The sequence below is a fragment of the Streptomyces sp. NPDC038200 genome (genome assembly GCF_055600785.1).
The window spans coordinates 173,236-192,463 of record NZ_JBVJYH010000006.1; the positions used below are offsets into that span (position 1 = coordinate 173,236).

Consider the following 19,228-nt stretch of genomic DNA (forward strand, 5'->3'; position numbering starts at 1 on the left):
TCTCATCTGTGCGGACCGACGCACGGCCGTGCGCAAGCCTGGGCGAGAATGGCCGGGTGACCTCAGCGACCAGACAGCCCGGGACCCCTGCCGCCGCCTCACCCGCGCGGCTGATCGCCACCGACCTCGACGGCACTCTGCTGCGCGACGACAAATCCGTCTCACCGCGGACCGTCGCCGCACTGGCCGCCGCCGAGGAGGCCGGGATCGAGGTCTTCTTCGTCACCGGCCGGCCGGCCCGCTGGATGGACGTGGTCAGCGACCACGTCCACGGCCACGGCCTGGCGATCTGCGGCAACGGCGCCGCCGTGGTCGACCTGCACGGCGGCCCCGGCGCCCACCGGTTCGTGAAGGTCCGCGAGCTGGCCCGGGAGAACGCCCTGAGGGCCGCGGTGCTGCTGCGCGAGGCCGCGCCCGGCACGGTGTTCGCGGTCGAGCAGACGTACGGCTTCCACCAGGAGCCGGACTATCCCAAGCTGCACATGGAGATACCCGACAATCTCCTGCCCGCCGAGAAGCTGCTCGCGCCCGACGGCCCGGACGCCGACCAGCCCGTGCTCAAGATCCTCGCCTACCACCCCTCCCTCGACCCCGACGCCTTCCTCACCCTGGCCCGCCTGGCGATCGGCGACCACGCCAACGTCACCCGCTCCAGCCCCAGCGCCCTGCTGGAAATCAGCGGCCCCGGCGTCTCCAAGGCCAGCACCCTCGCCCTGTGCTGCGCCGAGCGCGGCATCTCGCACGAGGAGGTCGTGGCCTTCGGGGACATGCCCAACGACGTCGAGATGCTGACCTGGGCCGGCCAGTCCTACGCGATGGGCAACGCCCACCCGGACGTCGTCGCCGCCGCATCGGGCCGTACGGTCGCCAACAACGACGACGGGGTGGCCGTGGTGATCGAGCAACTGCTCGCCGACCGCCAGCCGTAACGCCCGCACCACCGGTGCGCCGCCGACGCACCGCGACGAGCCGGCTGTCCCCGCCGGGGGACTCGGCCCGCCGCTCGAGGCTCCGCAGGCCGCTGCGTCGGCCGCCCTCGGGGAGCCCGGCCCCGTCGCGGGCGGCGGCCGACCGTACTCCTGGGCGCACGTCCGGCAGCGTGACGGTCGCGTCGACCGGGACGTCGGCCCGGGAGGCGCCGACGTGCCGGGAGGCGCGGGACAGCGCCTCCCGCAGGGCCGGCGATCAGGTTCGGCGACCGTCTGGGCCCGGGACCGGGCCCAGGGGCCGCGCCCGCTTACCCCATGCGCCCCCGTGCGTCGTTCCTCACCACACGCCCACCAGCGACTCGGCCTCGGCCTCCCGGCGCGCCATCTCCCGCAGTGGTCCCTCCTCGGCGATCAGCCGCTCGTACGGCCCCCGCTGCGCCACCCGGCCCGCATCGAGCACGATCACCTCGTCGACCGCGTCGAGCCCGGCCAGCCGGTGGGTGATCAGCAGCGTGGTACGGCCCTCCGTGGCGGCCAGCAGATCAGCGGTCAGCGCGTCGGCCGTCGGCAGGTCCAGGTGCTCGGCCGGCTCGTCGAGGACCAGCACGGGGAAGCCGGCCAGCAGCGCACGGGCCAGCGCCAGCCGCTGCCGCTGCCCGCCGGACAGTCGTGCCCCGTGTTCACCGACCAGCGTGTCGAGGCCGTCGGGCAGTGAGTCGACCCAGTCCAGCAGCCGCGCCCGGGCCAGCGCTGCGCGCAGGTCGGCCTCGGTGGCGTCCTTCCTGGCCAGCAGCAGGTTCTCGCGGACCGAGCTGTCGAAGAGATGCGCGTCCTGGGCGCACAGCCCGACGACGCGTCGTACGTCGTCCCCGTCCAGCGCGCACGCGTCCACACCGGCGAGCGTGTAGGCGCCGGCCTGCGGGTCCAGGAACCGCAGCAGCACCTGGGCGAGGGTCGTCTTGCCGGACCCGGACGGCCCGACGATGGCGACCCGGCGCCCCTGCTCCAGGGTGAGATCCAGCCCGGCGAGCGCCGCCCGTCGCTGCCCCGGGTATCGCGCCACCACTCCCTTGACGACCACCGGGAACGGCGAGGCGGGGGCCTGCCGGGGCGACTCGGGTTCCCTCACGGGCTCCGGCGCGTCCAGCACCTCGTACACCCGTTCCGCGCTGCGCCGCACCCGCTGCCGGTACCGCGCGGCGAGCGGCAGCCCCAGTACGGCCTCGAAGGCGGCCAGCGGGGTCAGTACGACCACGGCCATCGCCACGCCGCTCAGCCTGCCCGCGGCCACCGCCTGGGCACCGAACATCGCGGTGACCGTGACGGTCAGCCCGCAGATCAGCGCGGTCAGCCCGTCACCGAGGCCGGTGACGGCTGCGGCGCGGGCGGCGATCCGGGTCAGGGTGCCGTCGGCCCGCCGGACCGCCTTCGCACGGTGGGGCAGCGCACCGGCGACGGTCAGTTCGGCGGTGCCGGTGAGCAGGTCGGTCACGCGCGTCGCGAGCACTCCTCGGGCGGGCGCCAGCCGCTGCTCGGTCCGCCGGGCCACGGTCGCGGTCAGCAGGGGGACTCCGACGCCTGCCGCGATCAGGCCCGCGGCGAGGGCGGCGCCGGCCTCCGGCAGCAGCCAGGCCGTGAAGCCGACGGAGGCGGCGGAGACGGTGAGGGCGACACCGGCGGGCAGCAGCCAGCGCAACCAGTAGTCCTGGAACGCGTCCACGTCCGCGACCAGCCGGGTGAGCAGGTCACCGCGGCGGGCGCCGCGCAGGCCCGCGGGAGCGAGGCGTTCCAGACGCCGGTACACCGCGACCCGGGTGTCGGCCAGCATCCGCAGGACGGCGTCGTGCGACACCAGCCGCTCGGCGTACCGGAAGACGGCCCGCCCGATCCCGAAGGCACGCGTCGCCGTCACGGCCACCATCAGATACAGCACCGGCGGCTGCTGGGAGGCACGCGAGATGAGCCAGCCGGAGGTCGCCATCAGTCCGACGGCACTGCCCAACGCGAGACTGCCGAGCACCAGGGCCCCCAGGAGCCGCGCCGGCCGCCCCGCTCCCCCCCTTCGAACCCGCCCCACCACACGAGCCCCGCCCCCGACCAGCCCCCGTCCCGGCCCACCAAACCGGCCCCCCTCGGACACACCACTCAGCCCACCGAACCGGGACCCACTCGCCTCCTCCTCCAGCCCACGGAGCCGGGACGCGATCGCCTCCTCCTCCAGCCCACCGAGCCCAGACCCCGCCGGCTCCCCACCCAGCCCATCCAGCCCACCCAGTCGCAACCCCGTCGGCTCACCCTCCAGCCCACCGACCCCGGACCCCGCCGGCTCCCCACCCAGCCCATCCAGCCCACCGAGTCGCAACCCCGTCGGCTCACCCTCCAGCCCACCGAGTCGGGTGGCGGGTGGGCGAGGGCGGGGGTCCAGGGGGCGGAGCCCCCTGGGGGGCCACGCAAGCGCCGGGTTCCTCACAGGCTCGGCCCCCGACAGCCGTACCACCCGGTCAGCCACCCCCAACAACGCAGGCCGGTGCACCACGAGCAACACCGTGCGCCCCGCCGCCAACCTCCGCACAGCCGCCACGACGTCCCCCTCCGTCGCCCCGTCCAACGCAGCAGTCGGCTCATCCAGCAACAACACCGGCCGATCCGCAAGAAACGCCCGAGCCAACGCGAGCCGCTGCCGCTGCCCCGCCGACAGCCCGGCTCCGTCCTCCCCGAGCACGGTGTCGAGCCCCTCCGGCAGCCCCTCCACGAACTCCAGGGCACCCGCGTCCCGCAGAGCCCGCCGCACGGCACCCTCGTCGGCCCCGGGCCGGGCCAGCCGCACGTTCTCCGCGATGGTTCCGGCATACAGATGCGGCCTCTGCGGCACCCACGCGATCCGCGACCGCCACTCCGCCAGATCCAGCTCGGTGAGATCGGCACCCCCGATCCGCACCCTCCCCCCGGTCGGCCGTACGAACCCCAGCAGCACGCTCAGCAGCGTCGACTTACCCACCCCGCTGGGCCCGACCAGCGCCACGGTCTCACCGGGCTCCACGGTGAACGACACATCGGTCACCGCGTCCGAAGAGCGCCCCGGATAACGGACACAGACCCCTTCGAAGACCACGTCACCCGCCGGCACCGCCCCGGTGCCGGACACCGGCACCGGCGTCTCCAGCACGGTGAAGATCTCCTCCGCCGCGGCCAGCCCCTCCGCCGCCGCGTGGTACTGCGCCCCCACCTGCCGCAGCGGCAGATAGGCCTCGGGCGCCAGCACCAGGATCACCAGCCCGGTAGAGAGGTCCATGTCACCGTGGACGAGCCGCATGCCGATCGTCACGGCGACCAGCGCGACGGACAGCGTGGCCAGCAACTCCAGGGCGAACGAGGAGAGGAAGGCGATACGCAGGGTCCGCAGGGTGGCCTGGCGGTACTCGCCGGTGATCCGGCGGATGGACTCGGCCTGCGCCTTGGCCCGGCCGAAGACCTTCAGCGTGGGCAGGCCCGCGACCACGTCGAGGAAGTGGCCGGACAACCGGGACAGCAGTCGCCACTGGCGGTCCATCCGGGACTGCGTCGCCCAGCCGATGAGCACCATGAAGACCGGGATCAGCGGGAGAGTGCCGACGATGATCGCCGCCGACACCCAGTCCTCGGTGACGATCCGCGCCAGCACCGCCACCGGCACGACCACGGCCAGCCCCAGCTGCGGGAGATAGCGCGAGAAGTAGTCGTCCAGGGCATCGACACCGCGCGTGGCCAGGGTGACCAACGAGCCGGTCCGCTGCCCGCCGAGCCACCCCGGACCGAGCGCCGCCGCCCGGTCGAGCAGCCGCCCGCGCAGCTCCGACTTCACAGCCGCACTCGCACGGTGAGCCGCGAGTTCGGTGAGCCACGCGACAATCGACCGTCCCACCGCCACAGCGGCCAACAACAGCAGGGGAGTACGCAGCTCAGGGGCCGACTGCCCATGCTGGAACGCGCCGACGACGACCTCGGCGATCAGCATCGCCTGAGCGACGACCAGCCCGGCACCGAGGGCCCCCAGACCGATGATCGCCACAAGGAAGAGACGGGTGGCGCGGGCGTACCGCAGAAGGCGTGGATCGATTGGTTTCACGTGAAACATGCCCTTCGGTCCAGAGGGTGTGTTTCACGTGAAACACACCCTCGGCGGACTCAGTGCGTGGCGCCGGCAGCAGCGTCAGGAGCGATGTGCTGCGTGCCGATCCGCTTGCGGAACACCCAGTAGGTCCACCCCTGGTAGAGCACGACGAGCGGCGTGGCGATGGCCGCCAACCACGTCATGATCTTCAGGGTGTACGGACTCGACGAGGCGTTGGTGACCGTCAGGCTCCAGTCCCCGTTCAGGGTGGACGGCATGACGTTCGGGAAGAGCGAGAGGAAGAGCATCGCCACGGCGGCGACGATGGTGACGCCGGACAGAGCGAACGCCCATCCTTCTCGCCCAGCCTGGTTGGCCACCAGGGCGGCCACCAGGGCGACGACGGCCACGATCATGGCCACCAGACTCGTGCCGTCACCGTGATCGGCCTGCGTCCACAGCAGGAACGCGAGCCCCACGACGGCCGCGACCAAGCCGACCCATCGGGCCAGCGCCCGCGCCCGCACCCGGATATCCCCGACGGTCTTCAGGGCCGTGAACACGGCACCGTGGAAAGTGAACAGCGTGAGCGTCACCAGGCCGCCGAGCAGGGCGTAGGGGTTGAGCAGATCCCCGACACTGCCGACGTACTCGAAGTTCCGGTCGATCTTCACGCCCCGCACGATGTTCCCGAAGGCCACGCCCCACAGGAACGCCGGGAGCAGCGAGGTCCAGAAGATCGCCGTCTCCCAGGTGCGCTGCCAGCTCTCCTCCGGCCGCTTGACCCGGTACTCGAAGGCGACACCCCGGACGATCAGGCAGACCAGGATGAGCAGCAGTGGCAGATAGAAGCCGGAGAAGAGAGTGGCGTACCACTCCGGGAAGGCGGCGAAGGTCGCGCCACCCGCGGTGAGCAGCCACACCTCGTTGCCGTCCCAGACCGGGCCGATGGTGTTGATGAGCACCCGGCGCTCGGGCCGGTCGCGGGCCAGCAGCTTGGTGAGGATGCCGACTCCGAAGTCGAATCCCTCCAGGAAGAAGTAGCCGGTCCACAGGACGGCGATCAGGACGAACCAGACGTCGTGAAGTTCCATGACTGTTCCCCCGGCCTAGTACGAGAAGGCCATCGGCTTGTCGGCGTCACGCGTGTCGCCGCCGATCTTCGTGGGCGGGTTGAGGTCGGCCTCGGTCAGCTCGGGCGGGCCGGCCTTGACGTACTTCACGAGCAGCTTGACCTCGATCACGGCGAGGATCGCGTACAGCGCGGTGAAGACGGTCATCGAGGTGAGGATCTCGCCCTGGGAGACCCCGGGGGAGACCGCGTCACGGGTCTGGAGGACGCCGTAGACGACCCAGGGCTGGCGGCCCATCTCGGTGAAGATCCAGCCCCAGGAGTTGGCGATCAGCGGGAAGGCCATGGTCCAGGTCGCGATGCGCCAGTACCAGGGCGTGAGCTTCGGGCTGAGCGCCTTGTTCTTGAACAGCACCAGGTGCGGCACCTCGTCGTCGCCGACCCTGAGGTGCTGCGGCAGCATGAACTTCTTGCGGGTCAGCCAGAGTCCGGCCAGGCCGATGGCGAAGGAGGCCATGCCGAAGCCGATCATCCAGCGGAAGCCCCAGAAGGTGACGGGGATGTTGGGCCGGTAGTCGCCCGGTCCGAACTTCTGCTGCTCGGCCTTGTTGACGTCGTTGATACCGGGGACGTACGAGGTGAAGTTGTCGTCGGCGAGGAAGGACAACAGACCGGGTATCTCGATGGCCACGGTGTTGTGGCCCTTTTCCACATCGCCGTAGGCGAAGATCGAGAACGGTGCCGGCTTCTGCCCGTCCCACAGCGCCTCGGCGGCGGCCATCTTCATCGGCTGCTGCTTGAACATGACCTTGCCGAGCGTGTCGCCGCTGATCGCGGTGAGCAGACCGGCGATGACCACGGTGATCAGGCCGAGGCGCAGCGAGGTCTTCATCTCGCGGATGTGCTTCTTGCGAGCCAGGTGGTAGGCGGCGATGCCCACCATGAAGGCGCCGCCGGTCAGGAAGGCCGCCGACAGGGTGTGGAAGGCCTGGGTGAGGGCGGTGTTCTGGGTCAGCACGGCCCAGAAGTCGGTCAGCTCGGCGCGCCCCTTGACCTTGTCGATCTTGTAGCCGACCGGGTGCTGCATCCAGGAGTTGGCCGCAAGGATGAAGTACGCCGACAGGATGGTGCCGATCGAGACCATCCAGATGCAGGCCAGGTGGATCCTCTTCGGCAGCTTGTCCCATCCGAAGATCCACAGCCCGATGAACGTGGACTCGAAGAAGAAGGCGATCAGTGCCTCGAAGGCGAGCGGGGCGCCGAAGATGTCACCGACGAAGCGCGAGTAGTCCGACCAGTTCATGCCGAACTGGAACTCCTGCACGATGCCCGTGACCACGCCCATCGCGATGTTGATCAGGAAGAGCTTGCCCCAGAACTTCGTCGCCCTGAGGTACTTCTCCTTCTCCGTGCGCACCCAGGCCGTCTGCAGCCCGGCCGTGAGAGCGGCCAGGGAGATCGTCAGCGGGACGAACAGGAAGTGGTAGACGGTGGTGATGCCGAACTGCCAGCGCGCCAGTGTCTCCGGCGCCAAAGCCAGGTCCACGTCGTCACTCTCCTTACTACGGCGTGGTACAGCGGCGGTTTGCCCCCTTTACTGCACACAAACAGGAGCAAACGGGACGTGCTTGTGAACGCGTTCACATTCACAAGCCATTATGACCCACTGATTTTCGGCTGCGGAAGGGGGGTCCCCCCTTCGCCTTCACGTCAAGACCTTGGCAGCGACTTCAACATCTTGTTGAATTGCGCGCCATGCAGATACGTATCTCCTGGCCCGCGGGCAACATCACCGCGACCCTCGACGCAAGCACCCCCACCACGCAGGCCCTCGCCAAGGTGTTGCCTCTCACCTCAACAGCGCGCACATGGGGCGAGGAGGTGTATTTCGACACAGGCATCTCTGTTTCACGTGAAACGGACGCCCGACAGGTCGTGGAACCGGGCACGGTGGCCTTCTGGACGGACGGCGACGCGCTCGCCCTCCCCTACGGGCCCACGCCGATCTCGCAAGGCGACGAGTGCCGCCTCGCGAGTCCGTGCAACGTGCTGGGCCGTGTGGACGGGGACGCCCGCCTCCTGGCGACCGTACGAAACGGCGACCCCGTCCGTGTGGAACTGATCGACGCGTAGCGCGCCTGACGACCTACAGGCCCCTGCGGAACGCCTCCGCCACCTTCAGGAAGATGTCGTTCGCCTCGGCCTCTCCGACCGTCACCCGCACACCCTCGCCCTGGAACGGCCGGACGACCACACCGTGCTCCTCGCAGGCCTGAGCGAACGCGACCGTCTGCTCCCCCAGCCGCAGCCAGACGAAGTTGGCCTGCGTCTCCGGCACCGTCCAGCCCTGGGCCCGCAGCGCGTCGACCACGCGCGTGCGCTCGCACACGAGCGAGCCCACCCGGCCCAGCAGTTCGTCCTCGGCCCGCAGTGAGGCGATCGCCGCTTCCTGCGCGAGCTGGCTCACCCCGAACGGCACCGCCGTCTTGCGCAGCGCCGCCGCCACCGGCTCATGGGCGATCGCGAAACCGACGCGCAGCCCGGCCAGCCCGTACGCTTTGGAGAAGGTCCGCAGCACACAGACGTTGGGCCGCTCCCGGTACAGCTCCACGCCGTCGGGCACCTCGGGGTCACGGATGAACTCCCGGTAGGCCTCGTCCAGCACCACCAGCACATCGCCCGGCACCCGGTCGAGGAACCGTTCCAGCTCGGCCCGCCGCACCACCGTGCCGGTCGGGTTGTTCGGGTTGCAGACGAAGATCAGCCGCGTCCGGTCGGTGATCGCGTCCGCCATCGCGTCCAGGTCGTGCACATCACCCGGCGTCAGCGGCACCTGCACCGACCGGGCACCGCTGATCTGCGTGATGATCGGGTACGCCTCGAAGGACCGCCAGGCGTAGATCACCTCGTCACCGGGGCCGCTGGTGGCCTGGATCAGCTGCTGGGCGACACCCACCGAACCGGTGCCGGTGGCCAGGTGGGAGAGCGGCACGCCGAAGCGCTCGGACAGCTCGTTCATCAGCCCGGTGCAGCCCATGTCCGGGTAACGGTTGAAGTCACGGGCCGCCGCGGTCACGCTCTCCAGCACGCCGGGCAGCGGCGGGTAGGGGTTCTCGTTGGAGGACAGCTTGTAGGCGACCGGACCACCGGCCGCGGCCGGCTTGCCCGGCTTGTAGGTGGGGATACCCTCCAGCTCGGCGCGCAGCTTGGGGCTCGTCTCGCTCACCGCAGTCCTCCTCGCGACCACCGGCGGACCGTCGACACCGCCGGCTTCCAATACTCCTCACCTTATGAGGATTCGGCGCCGCTGCGTACAGGTGCGGGACGGGCAGCCGCGCGGGCGCCCGCTCCGGAAAGAGGCGAACATCACCCCTCGCACCGGCATCAGGGGCATCACCGTACGAAGGCGTACGTTTCGGGGGGCGCGCCGTACATATATCTAAGCGCCGGTGGCTTGCGCCGTGGCGCGCGTCCCCCGTGAAGGTGAGTTGAGACCTCTTCGATACATCGGGCACTTGGCAGGCCCACACGCGTCGACAAGTCACGTCTTACTATTGGATCAGCCAACTGCCTTTTATTTAGAGGCAGTTGACCTCCTATGACCATGCAGAAACGTGCCTGTCAACGCGTGCATATGCGTCCGCACTACCCCACCGCATGAGCCCTACTATCGGCTCGCCATGACAGCAGCAGGGAAGCACCAGGTGAGCCGCGCGGAAACCTCACGTCGAGGCAGCCGACCGGGCCGGGCGGGTATCAGAGACGTCGCCGCCGCCGCCGGGGTCTCCATCACGACCGTCTCCGACGCCCTCAACGGCAAGGGCCGGCTCCCGGACGCCACCCGGCGCCATGTCCGCGAGGTCGCCGACCGGCTGGGATACCGCCCCTCGGCCGCCGCCCGCACCCTCCGTACCGGCAAGTCGGGACTGATCGGCCTGACCGTGACGACGTACGGGGATGAACCTTTCACCTTCACGGAGTTCGCGTACTTCGCCGAGATGGCCCGGGCCGCCACCTCCGCCGCGCTCGCCCGCGGCTACGCCCTGGTCATCCTGCCCGCGACCTCCCGCCATGACGTCTGGTCCAACGTCGCCCTGGACGGCACGGTCGTCATCGACCCCTCCGACCAGGACCCCGTGGTCAGTGAACTCGTCCGGCAGGGGCTGCCGGTGGTCTCCGACGGCCGCCCGGCCGGCTCCCTGCCCGTCACCGCCTGGGTCGACAACGACCACGAGGCCGCCGTGCTCGGCATCCTCGACCACCTCGCCGACGCCGGCGCCCGCCGCATCGGCCTGCTCACGGGCACCTCCACCGACACGTACACCCACCTGTCGACCACCGCCTACCTGCGCTGGTGCGAACGGGTCGGCCAGGACCCGGTCTACGAGGCCTACCCGGCGCACGATCCGTGTGCGGGCGCCGTCGCCGCCGACCGGCTGCTCGCCCGCCCCGACCGGCCCGACGCGGTCTACGGGCTGTTCGACCCCAACGGCACCGACCTGCTCGCCGCCGCCCGCCGCTACGGCCTCCGCGTCCCCGACGACCTGCTGCTGGTGTGCTGCAGCGAGTCCAACGTGTACGCCAGCACCGAGCCGGCCGTCACCACGCTCTCGCTGAAACCGCGCCGCATCGGCACCGCCGTCGTCCAGCTCCTCATCGACGCCATCGAGGGCGTCGAGTCCGAGCAGCCGGTCGAGCAGGTGATACCGACCGAGTTGATCGTGCGCAGCTCCTCGCTTCGGCGACCCCCGCGCACGACGGTCAGCCCGCCGCGGACACCGGACGAGAAGTAGCGCCGCGTGCCGCGCCGGCGGGTACGAGGCCGGCCGAGGCGACGCGCGGAGGGGCCGACCAAGGACTCGACCGGCCGTCAGCCGGTCGAACATCTGCCCAAACGGGGCGAAAGCCGCGGTGAACCGGAGTCTTGTTCCGATTCACCACCCCTGGGTCATCACACGGCGCGACGCGCATTCCTATGATGGGCCCACGACACCGCGGACCGCTGCGACCAGGCAGTCCGAAGCGGTTCAGATGCGGCGCGATGGTGGAGGGGTCTGATGACTCAGGGGGCCGGTCAGGGACCCGAGGCGGAGCGGACAGCGACGCTGCGCGACTTCCGGGTACCCGCGTACGTCCACGAGACCGGTCCGTACGTCCGCAGCGTCCACCCCGGCAACGCCGTCCCGGACGCCGAGGAGGCGTACCCCGACGGCTACACCCCCACCCAGCGCGACCTGCCCGTCATCAACCGCGGTGACACCGTCCAGGTCCCCGTGGAGCCCGCGCCCGCCCCGGCGGCACCGGCCCCGCAGCCCGCGGCCGGGCCCGGACCGCTCTACGTCGTCGGCGACGTGCACGGCTACGTGGACGAGCTGGTGGCCGCCCTGCGGGAGCAGGGCCTGATCGACGCCTCGGGCCAGTGGTGCGCCGGCACCACCCGGCTGTGGTTCCTCGGCGACTTCACCGACCGCGGCCCGGACGGCATCGGCGTCATCGACCTGGTCATGCGGCTGTCCGCCGAGGCCGCCGCGGCGGGCGGCTACTGCAAGGCCCTCATGGGCAACCACGAGCTGCTGCTGCTCGGCGCCAAGCGGTTCGGCGACACCCCCGTCAACTCCGGCGCGGGCACCGCCACCTTCCAGGCGGCCTGGCTGCTCAACGGCGGCCAGAAGACCGACATGGACCGCCTCCAGGACCATCACCTGCAGTGGATGGCCCGCCTCGACGCGGTCGAGGAGGTCGACGGCTATCTGCTCGTCCACTCCGACACCACCGCCTACCTCGACTACGGCGACTCCATCGAAGCGGTCAACGACACCGTCCGTGAGACGCTGACCCGCAACGACGCCGACGAGGTCTGGGACCTGTTCCGCAAGTTCACCAAGCGCTTCTCCTTCCGGGACGAGGGTGGCGCCGACGCCGTGCGCTCCCTCCTCGATACGTACGGCGGCACCCGGGTCGTTCACGGGCACAGCCCCATTCCCTACCTTCTCGGCGAGGTCGGCTCCGAGGACGACGAGGAGGGCACCGGCCCGGTCGTCGAGGGACCGCACATCTATGCCGACGGACTCGCCATCGCCATGGACGGCGGCGTGACCATGGCGGGGAAGCTTCTGGTCCAGCAACTTCCCCTGGACAACTGACCGTTCCGCGAGAAGGCGTCCTCCCGCCGCGTACGCGCAGGCCGGCACGCAATTTCCGGCAACCCCTGTCACCGCGCGCCGTCGCGGCTCTACCATCGGCTTATCCGTAGCAGGCTCCCCTCCGTTTCTGCCCGACGGCTCGCCGGCGTGCGAGCCCCAAGCCCTACGGAGCATCGGGGGATGCACATGAACAGCGTTCCGCAGCACCTGCAGAGCGAGGACCGCCAGGAATTCGAGCGGCTCCTCGATGAGGCGCTGCGCTCCGCACCACACCGACCGGAACTGGCCGCTGTCGGACAGCGGCTCAACCCCGAGCAACTGCGCACCATGGCGCTCAACGCCTCCGCCCTGATCACGGCCGCCGCGGCGGCCGAGTACCAGCACTACGTCACGACGCGCGACGAACTGCGCCGCCCGGCGCTGTCCGTCCCGCCGGCCGTCGACGACTCCGATGCCGTCGGCCCCGGTTCGGCCGCCGCGGACCTCGCCGCCACGCTCGGCGAGGCCGCCGAGAGCACCGGCGCGGGTGCCATCGCGGTCGTCGCCGTCCTGGCCCCGGTCCTCTCCGGCACGGCCGCGGTGATCTTCCTGCTCGTCGGCTACATCCTGAGGATGCTGGACCCCGGGCAGACCCTCGCCCACACCATGCTCACCACCGGTTGGGTGTTCGGCGCCCTGACCGCGGCGGCGATCCTCGTCGCCGCCGTCGGGCTGCTGCTCACCGCCCTGCGCAACAGCACCTCGGCGGAGGCCCGGGCACGCGACACGGCACACGAGGAGCTGGCCAGGGCCAGAGAGGCCTGGCGAGACGCCCTGCTGGAGCGCGGCATCCTGCCCTTCCTCCGAGAGGCACTGGCCGCGCCCGGCCCGACCGCCGTACCCCACACGACCCCACCCGCACCCACCGGCCGCATGCCGCGCCTGGGCTACGACCGTCCGGGCTTCAGCAGCCCCGACGAGGGCACCGCGTCCGGCCGCCCCAGCTACTCCAGCCCCGACTACACGAGCCCCGACTTCGGCGGCCCGGAACACCCGCCCGAGTAACGCACGCCGAACCCGTCCCCACCTCAGGCGTCCCACGACACACCACTGGCAAGATCGTGCCTTGTGAGGTGACGTGGTCCGCTCATACTCTTTTCCCTCATTTCACGGCTCGGGGGGAATGTCTGCGGTGGGAATGTCGGCAATACCGCCAAGCGCCGCCATGACGGCGGCGCTGCTCACCATCGCGTGGTGCGGCGCATGCGATACGGATCGCGAGTCGAGTGCCGCACACCCCGCCCCACGCGAAAAGGCTTCCGGGAAAGCGGCAACGCACACCCTGAGCGTGGCGGAGCTCAAGGCCGTCACCTTCCAGGACGGGGAGGTGCCCCAGGCATACGAGGGCGCCATACCCGTCAGGGTCCGTGGTTCCGAGACTGACGACTCGCCGTTTCCCCCAGTCTCGGATCCGATGTGTCAGAGAGTCATGGACATCTCTGGCGGTGAGGGGGCCTCCGCCGCAGTCGAACAAACCTTCAACTGGAAGGACAACGTCTTTTCCGGCGGATCGACACTGGCCGCGTACGAGGGCACGAAGGCCCGGACTTCCTTCCACCGGCTCGGTGAGGCACTCAAGGCCTGCGGATCCTTCAGCGGAACCAGCTACGCCGGCACGTTCCGGTCGAAGCTGCTACTCGACAGGTCGCCACATATGGGCGACGAAGCCGTGCGTTATCACCTCATGACCCGCATGCGTGACAACCGCGTGCGCGACGATCAGTGCACCGTGGTCCGGGTGGGCAGCACCATGGCGACCTTCAACGCGATGGACGTGGGCAGTAGTGCGTCGTTCCCTTCCGATCTGATCGAGAAAGAAGTCGACCGCCTGAGGAACGCTCAGCGCGGATGAGGAGAGGGCGGTACTCCGAGGCGCCACCCAAAGGAGCACCGCCCTGCATCGTCAGTCGGCGATCGGCAGATACACCCGGTTCCCGCTCGCCGCGAACTCCTTCGACTTCTGGGCCATGCCTTCCTCGATCTCGCCCCGGCTGCCGCCGTGCTCGCGCCGGATGTCCTGCGAGATCTTCATGCTGCAGAACTTCGGGCCGCACATGGAGCAGAAGTGGGCCGTCTTGGCGGGCTCGGCCGGCAGGGTCTCGTCGTGGAACTCCCGTGCCGTGTCCGGGTCCAGCGCGAGGTTGAACTGGTCCTCCCACCGGAACTCGAAGCGGGCGTCGGACAGTGCGTCGTCCCACTCCTGCGCACCCGGGTGCCCCTTGGCGAGGTCCGCCGCGTGCGCGGAGATCTTGTAGGTGATGACACCGGTCTTGACGTCGTCCCGGTTGGGCAGGCCCAGGTGCTCCTTGGGCGTGACATAGCAGAGCATCGCCGTGCCCCACCAGGCGATCATCGCGGCACCGATGCCGGACGTGATGTGGTCGTACGCTGGCGCGATGTCCGTGGTCAGCGGGCCGAGCGTATAGAACGGAGCTTCATCGCAGATCTCCTGCTGAAGGTCGATGTTCTCCTTGATCTTGTGCATCGGGACGTGCCCGGGGCCCTCGATCATCGTCTGTACGTGAAAACGCTTGGCGATCCGGTTGAGTTCCCCGAGCGTCTTCAACTCGGCGAACTGCGCCTCGTCGTTGGCGTCCGCGATCGACCCCGGCCGCAGTCCGTCGCCCAGCGAATAGGTGACGTCGTAGGCCGCGAGGATCTCGCACAGTTCCTCGAAGTTCTCGTACAGGAACGATTCCTTGTGGTGCGCCAGGCACCACGCGGCCATGATGGAGCCGCCGCGCGAGACGATCCCGGTCTTGCGGTTGGCGGTGAGCGGGACGTACGGCAGCCGGACGCCCGCGTGGACGGTCATGTAGTCCACGCCCTGTTCGGCCTGCTCGATGACCGTGTCCTTGTAGATCTCCCAGGTCAGTTCCTCGGCCTTGCCGTCGACCTTCTCCAGCGCCTGGTAGAGCGGCACCGTTCCGATGGGAACGGGGGAGTTGCGCAGGACCCACTCGCGCGTGGTGTGGATGTTGCGACCGGTGGACAGGTCCATGACCGTGTCGGCGCCCCAGCGGGTCGCCCAGGTCATCTTCTCGACCTCCTCCTCGATGGAGGACGTCACCGCGGAGTTGCCGATGTTGGCGTTCACCTTCACCAGGAACCGCTTGCCGATGATCATCGGCTCGATCTCCGGATGGTTGACGTTGGCCGGCAGCACGGCCCGGCCCGCCGCGATCTCCTCGCGGACCACCTCGGGCGCGACGTTCTCCCGGATGGCCACGAACTCCATCTCCGGTGTGATCTCGCCCCGGCGGGCATACGCGAGCTGCGTCACCGCCTCGCCGCTGCGGCCCCGCCTCGGCTGACGCGGGCGTCCGGGAAAGACCGCGTCCAGATTCCGCAGACCGCCCCGCGGCGAGGTGTGCTTGACCCCGTCGTCCTCGGGACGGACCGGACGGCCCGCGTACTCCTCGGTGTCGCCGCGGGCGATGATCCAGTTCTCCCGCAGCGGCGACAGCCCCCTGCGGACATCCGTGTCGATGAGCGGATCGGTGTACGGGCCCGATGTGTCGTACAGCGTGACCGACCGCCCGTTCGTGAGGTGCACCTGACGGACCGGCACCCGCATGTCGGGGCGCGAGCCCTCGACGTACGCCTTGTGCCAGCCGATGGACTTTCCGGCCTCCTGGGACTTCTCGTCCTGAGCAGAGGCAGGCGTGCGTGCGTCCTTGTTGGTCATGAGACCTACTCCCTACGCCGGCATTACCCGGTAACAGGTTCAGCGGTCGACGCAGCGGTTTCCGTCTGCCGACATTTCCTGTGGAACATCGCTCGTTCCACGTGAAACATCGCGTCTACGGAGGTCAGCGCCCTCTCAGCCCGGTGCTCCGAGCTCCCGCGTGTGCAAAGGTGCCTCCACGCTAGCGTCATGTGTGGCGCGGTGAACAGTGGGCCCCCGCCGTTCTTGCGATGATCAGGCGGTGACCAGGATGGAGCAGTACCCCCACCAGCCGCCCGAGCCGCTCCGCCCGGAGGGCTCGGGCCACGGCATCGGGCACGGCCACGCGGACCTTGAGAGCGGCCGCGAGGCAGGCTCTGGGCAGGGGCAGAAGCCGGGGCAGGGGCTCGGACAGGGTCAGGGTCATGGGCATGAGCCGCAAGGGCACTCGCACGGCCACAGCCACAGCCACGGTCCCGCCGCTCCCGTCTCCAAGCACCTGCGCAAGGTCATCGCGGCGATCCTGGTCCCCTTCACCGCGGCGGTCCTGGTCGGTCTCGTGGTGCTCTGGCCCGGAGACGCCCCGTCCCACAAGCGCACCGGCGTGGGCTTCGACCGGCAGACCCAGCAGGCCACGGTCACCCAGGTCGTGGAGGTCAGCTGCAAGTCGGTGAACGCCTCCGGCGGCGTACCGACCGGCGACACCTCCACCGCCGAGGGCACCTCGGCGCAGGTGCAGGCCAACGGGGCCTGCAAGAGGGCGACCGTGCGGGTCGACACCGGCAAGGACAAGGGCCGTACCTTCACCGAGATCGTGCAGCCTGATCAGTCACGGCAACTGCACCAGGGTGAGAAGGTCGTGGTCGCCTACGAGCCCTCGGCCCCCAAGGAACTGCAGTACGCGGTGACCGATGTGAACCGCGCGTTCCCCATGACGCTGCTCGCGGGGATCTTCGCGGTGGCCGTCGTCGTGGTGGGCCGGCTGCGTGGTGTCATGGCACTGGTCGCGCTCGCCGTGAGCTTCCTGGTGCTGACGCTGTTCATCCTGCCCGCGATCCTCCAGGGGGAGAACCCGCTGGTGGTGGCCGTGGTCGGGGCGAGCGCCATCATGCTGATCGCCCTGTACATGTGCCACGGCCTGTCGGCCCGTACGTCGGTGGCGGTGCTCGGCACGCTGATCTCGCTCCTGCTGATCGGTGTGCTGGGCTCGCTGTTCATCGAATGGGCCGCGTTGACCGGTAACACGGACGACAACACCGGTCTGATCCACGGTCTGTACCCGTCGATCGACATGAGCGGTCTGCTGCTGGCCGGCGTCATCATCGGGTCGCTCGGTGTCCTGGACGATGTGACGGTGACACAGACATCGGCCGTGTGGGAGCTGCACGAGGCCAACCCCTCGATGGGCTGGCGCGGGCTGTACCGGGCGGGCATCCGCATCGGCCGTGACCACATCGCGTCCGTGGTCAACACCCTCGTGCTCGCCTACGCCGGTGCCGCGCTGCCGTTGCTGCTGCTGTTCTCGATCGCGCAGAGCAGCGTCGGAACCGTGGCCAACAGCGAGCTGGTGGCCGAGGAGATCGTGCGCACGCTGGTGGGCTCGATCGGTCTGGTCGCCTCGGTCCCGGTCACCACGGCGCTGGCCGCGTTGGTCGTGTCGGCCGACCGGCCCGGCCCGGATGCCACGGCGCTCGCCGGGACTCAGCCGGGGCCGGCGCGCGGCGGCCGGGGCCGGCGCCGGAAGCGGTAAGAGCGGCGGCCGCCGGAGCGTTGCGGGCGGCGGGGGCCGGAAGCGGTGAGGAGGGCGGGGGCCGGGCGTTTGTTGCAGAAGCGTTCCTGCACCGTTCCAGACCGCAGGGCGGAGCGCCCGGACCCCTCGCCGTAACGCTTCAGCCGGCGCTCTGTTCCTCGGCCAGGATGCGGTCCAGGGCCTCGTCGAGATGAGCGTCGAAGTCGGCCAGCGCGCCCTCCTGCCCGAGCGGCACGAGCTTGTCCGTGCGGTCGAGGAAGGCCACGAGCGGGGGTGCCGACGAACGGAACAAGGCGTGGTCACCGCCGACCTGAAGACGGATCAGCACCTCACCGAGCACCTCGGAATCGGCGGGGGTGATGCGCACATCCCCCTCACCACACGGACGGCCGACGCCGTCGATCAGCAGTTCCCGCCCGAAGGCCCAGGTCACCGGCGCGTCTCCGGGCAGATGAAAAGTGAGCCGCACGGCATAGGGATCACTGGTCTCGTAGCGCAGCTCCACCGGAATGCGAAAAGAGAGCTCCTCCGACACGAGAAAGCTCATCATGACCTCTGCTTGTACGGACTCGCGCATCGCCTACCCCGTCACATGACATCGACTGGCCGGGTTTGATCCCTCTGACCGTGGTCAAATCTTGCTGAAAGTACACAGCAGATCACAAGGAGTAATTTTTCAGATACTGATAGAGAGAGTGAGTGACCCCAGATGTCGTCCGATCTCCGCCTGCAGCCGATGGGCCGCGGGGAGCAGCCGGTCGGCCTGGTGGACGGGAAGGGAGATGGCCATGGTGGCCGCAGTGGCGCCGACCGTGATCGGAAGGGCCGCGCAGACCGTGCCCACCGCGTACTCCTGCCGCTCCACCACCGGTTCCATGCGCCCCGTCCGGGCTAGGCGTCGTAGCAGCGCGTCGTTGTCCCGCACGGTGTACGGCGTGAGGGGCTGCACGGGATACCGGGCGAGATGGTCGCGCCGCGCGTCCTCGTCCAACTGGGAGAGCAGACACTGCCCGATCGCGTGCGCATGGCCGGTCTCGCGGAAGTCCGCCCACTCCTCGACCGCGGGCGTCTCCAGGGAGTCGGAGACGCACATGACCTCGATCTCCCCGTCGCGGTACAGGGCGTAGTACACCGGCACGCCGATGGAATCGCGCCAGTGCCCGAGTGTGTCCGCCACCGTGCTGCGACGTTTCTGCCGCGCTCCGCTGCGGCCGAGCCGCTCGGCCGCGTCACCGAGGAAGAACAGGCCCCTCTCCCGCCGCAGATAGCCCTCGTGCACCAGGGTGCGGAGCAGGTGGTACGCCGTGGGCAGCGCGAGGCACGTCTCGCGGGCGAGTTGCTTGGCGGGGGCGCCGTAGGAGTGAGCGGCGACGGCTTCCAGCAGGCGCATCGCACGCTGGACGGATCCGATGAGCGTGGCGGTGGCCGCCGGCTCCGGCCGGCCGGTGGAGGGCGACGGTCCGGGCAGGGCCGCCGCGGACGCGGGGCCGGGGAGGTCCGCCGCGTGTACGGGTACTTGGCCGGGGACGGCCAGGGGA

At 69.9% G+C, this 19,228-nt stretch carries 14 protein-coding genes and 1 pseudogene; 7 read left to right on the top strand and 8 right to left on the bottom strand.

Translation table 11 applies throughout. From position 1 onward, the window contains the following. The first annotated feature begins 56 nt into the window (after positions 1–56). Entirely contained in the window at positions 57–929 is an 873-nt protein-coding gene (locus ACZ7KF_RS15225; protein ID WP_471073766.1) for a Cof-type HAD-IIB family hydrolase, read from the top strand. Here ACZ7KF_RS15225 and ACZ7KF_RS15230 read toward each other — a convergent pair. The 4 genes and pseudogenes from ACZ7KF_RS15230 to ACZ7KF_RS15245 all read right to left on the bottom strand — a co-directional run. Next, positions 925–1,179: pseudogene (locus ACZ7KF_RS15230) on the bottom strand (histidine kinase); the annotation flags it as partial. The gene ACZ7KF_RS15225 and the pseudogene ACZ7KF_RS15230 sit on opposite strands and share 5 nt — an antisense overlap. Before the next feature lie 87 nt (positions 1,180–1,266). Beyond that, positions 1,267–5,043, bottom strand: coding sequence for a thiol reductant ABC exporter subunit CydD (gene cydD / locus ACZ7KF_RS15235; RefSeq protein WP_471073769.1), 3,777 nt, complete (start codon positions 5,041–5,043; stop codon positions 1,267–1,269). A 50-nt stretch (positions 5,044–5,093) separates the two neighbouring features. Next, positions 5,094–6,113, bottom strand: coding sequence for a cytochrome d ubiquinol oxidase subunit II (gene cydB / locus ACZ7KF_RS15240; protein WP_471073772.1), 1,020 nt, complete (start codon positions 6,111–6,113; stop codon positions 5,094–5,096). A gap of 15 nt (positions 6,114–6,128) precedes the next feature. After that, entirely contained in the window at positions 6,129–7,637 is a 1,509-nt protein-coding gene (locus ACZ7KF_RS15245; protein ID WP_471073775.1) for a cytochrome ubiquinol oxidase subunit I, read from the bottom strand. 209 nt (positions 7,638–7,846) lie between these two features. Between ACZ7KF_RS15245 and ACZ7KF_RS15250 the strand changes: the two genes are divergently transcribed. After that, positions 7,847–8,224 (top strand): cyclophilin-like fold protein, encoded by a 378-nt coding sequence (locus ACZ7KF_RS15250; protein WP_471073778.1) that lies wholly within the window; start codon positions 7,847–7,849, stop codon positions 8,222–8,224. Between the two features lie 13 nt (positions 8,225–8,237). Here ACZ7KF_RS15250 and hisC read toward each other — a convergent pair whose 3' ends face one another. After that, positions 8,238–9,317 (bottom strand): histidinol-phosphate transaminase, encoded by a 1,080-nt coding sequence (gene hisC, locus ACZ7KF_RS15255; RefSeq protein ID WP_471073781.1) that lies wholly within the window; start codon positions 9,315–9,317, stop codon positions 8,238–8,240. Between the two features lie 454 nt (positions 9,318–9,771). Between hisC and ACZ7KF_RS15260 the strand changes: the two genes are divergently transcribed. The 4 genes from ACZ7KF_RS15260 to ACZ7KF_RS15275 all read left to right on the top strand — a co-directional run bounded on the left by ACZ7KF_RS15260 (position 9,772) and on the right by ACZ7KF_RS15275 (position 14,125). After that, on the top strand, positions 9,772–10,884 hold the full coding sequence (locus ACZ7KF_RS15260) for a LacI family DNA-binding transcriptional regulator (RefSeq protein WP_471073784.1): 1,113 nt from the start codon (positions 9,772–9,774) through the stop codon (positions 10,882–10,884). A gap of 264 nt (positions 10,885–11,148) precedes the next feature. Further along, complete coding sequence (locus ACZ7KF_RS15265; RefSeq protein WP_471073787.1) at positions 11,149–12,234, top strand: metallophosphoesterase; 1,086 nt, start codon at positions 11,149–11,151, stop codon at positions 12,232–12,234. A gap of 180 nt (positions 12,235–12,414) precedes the next feature. Further along, positions 12,415–13,278 (top strand): hypothetical protein, encoded by an 864-nt coding sequence (locus tag ACZ7KF_RS15270; protein ID WP_471073790.1) that lies wholly within the window; start codon positions 12,415–12,417, stop codon positions 13,276–13,278. A gap of 160 nt (positions 13,279–13,438) precedes the next feature. Continuing rightward, positions 13,439–14,125 carry a hypothetical protein gene (locus tag ACZ7KF_RS15275; RefSeq protein ID WP_471073793.1) on the top strand — a complete coding sequence of 229 codons (687 nt, stop codon included), beginning with the start codon at positions 13,439–13,441 and terminating at the stop codon, positions 14,123–14,125. A 51-nt stretch (positions 14,126–14,176) separates the two neighbouring features. Here ACZ7KF_RS15275 and thiC read toward each other — a convergent pair whose 3' ends face one another. Beyond that, positions 14,177–15,961, bottom strand: a complete 1,785-nt coding sequence (thiC, locus tag ACZ7KF_RS15280) for a phosphomethylpyrimidine synthase ThiC (RefSeq protein WP_471073796.1) — start codon at positions 15,959–15,961, stop codon at positions 14,177–14,179. Between the two features lie 250 nt (positions 15,962–16,211). On the opposite strand from thiC, the gene ACZ7KF_RS15285 reads away from it, so the two are divergent. Next, positions 16,212–17,690, top strand: a complete 1,479-nt coding sequence (locus tag ACZ7KF_RS15285) for a YibE/F family protein (RefSeq protein WP_471074492.1) — start codon at positions 16,212–16,214, stop codon at positions 17,688–17,690. 139 nt (positions 17,691–17,829) lie between these two features. Here ACZ7KF_RS15285 and ACZ7KF_RS15290 read toward each other — a convergent pair whose 3' ends face one another. Then, positions 17,830–18,267 (bottom strand): SsgA family sporulation/cell division regulator, encoded by a 438-nt coding sequence (locus ACZ7KF_RS15290; RefSeq protein WP_225824200.1) that lies wholly within the window; start codon positions 18,265–18,267, stop codon positions 17,830–17,832. 99 nt (positions 18,268–18,366) lie between these two features. Then, entirely contained in the window at positions 18,367–19,101 is a 735-nt protein-coding gene (locus tag ACZ7KF_RS15295; protein ID WP_471074495.1) for an IclR family transcriptional regulator, read from the bottom strand. Positions 19,102–19,228 lie beyond the last annotated feature (127 nt).

Bases quoted from the DNA above. Each gene is read 5' to 3' on its own strand.
- ACZ7KF_RS15290 (WP_225824200.1), bottom strand. From the start codon at position 18,267: ATGCGCGAGTCCGTACAAGCAGAGGTCATGATGAGCTTTCTCGTGTCG.
- thiC (WP_471073796.1), bottom strand. From the start codon at position 15,961: ATGACCAACAAGGACGCACGCACGCCTGCCTCTGCTCAGGACGAGAAG.
- ACZ7KF_RS15270 (WP_471073790.1), top strand. From the start codon at position 12,415: ATGCACATGAACAGCGTTCCGCAGCACCTGCAGAGCGAGGACCGCCAG.
- ACZ7KF_RS15260 (WP_471073784.1), top strand. From the start codon at position 9,772: ATGACAGCAGCAGGGAAGCACCAGGTGAGCCGCGCGGAAACCTCACGT.
- ACZ7KF_RS15265 (WP_471073787.1), top strand. From the start codon at position 11,149: ATGACTCAGGGGGCCGGTCAGGGACCCGAGGCGGAGCGGACAGCGACG.
- cydD (WP_471073769.1), bottom strand. From the start codon at position 5,043: ATGTTTCACGTGAAACCAATCGATCCACGCCTTCTGCGGTACGCCCGC.
- cydB (WP_471073772.1), bottom strand. From the start codon at position 6,113: ATGGAACTTCACGACGTCTGGTTCGTCCTGATCGCCGTCCTGTGGACC.
- ACZ7KF_RS15285 (WP_471074492.1), top strand. From the start codon at position 16,212: ATGGAGCAGTACCCCCACCAGCCGCCCGAGCCGCTCCGCCCGGAGGGC.
- ACZ7KF_RS15250 (WP_471073778.1), top strand. From the start codon at position 7,847: ATGCAGATACGTATCTCCTGGCCCGCGGGCAACATCACCGCGACCCTC.
- ACZ7KF_RS15275 (WP_471073793.1), top strand. From the start codon at position 13,439: ATGACGGCGGCGCTGCTCACCATCGCGTGGTGCGGCGCATGCGATACG.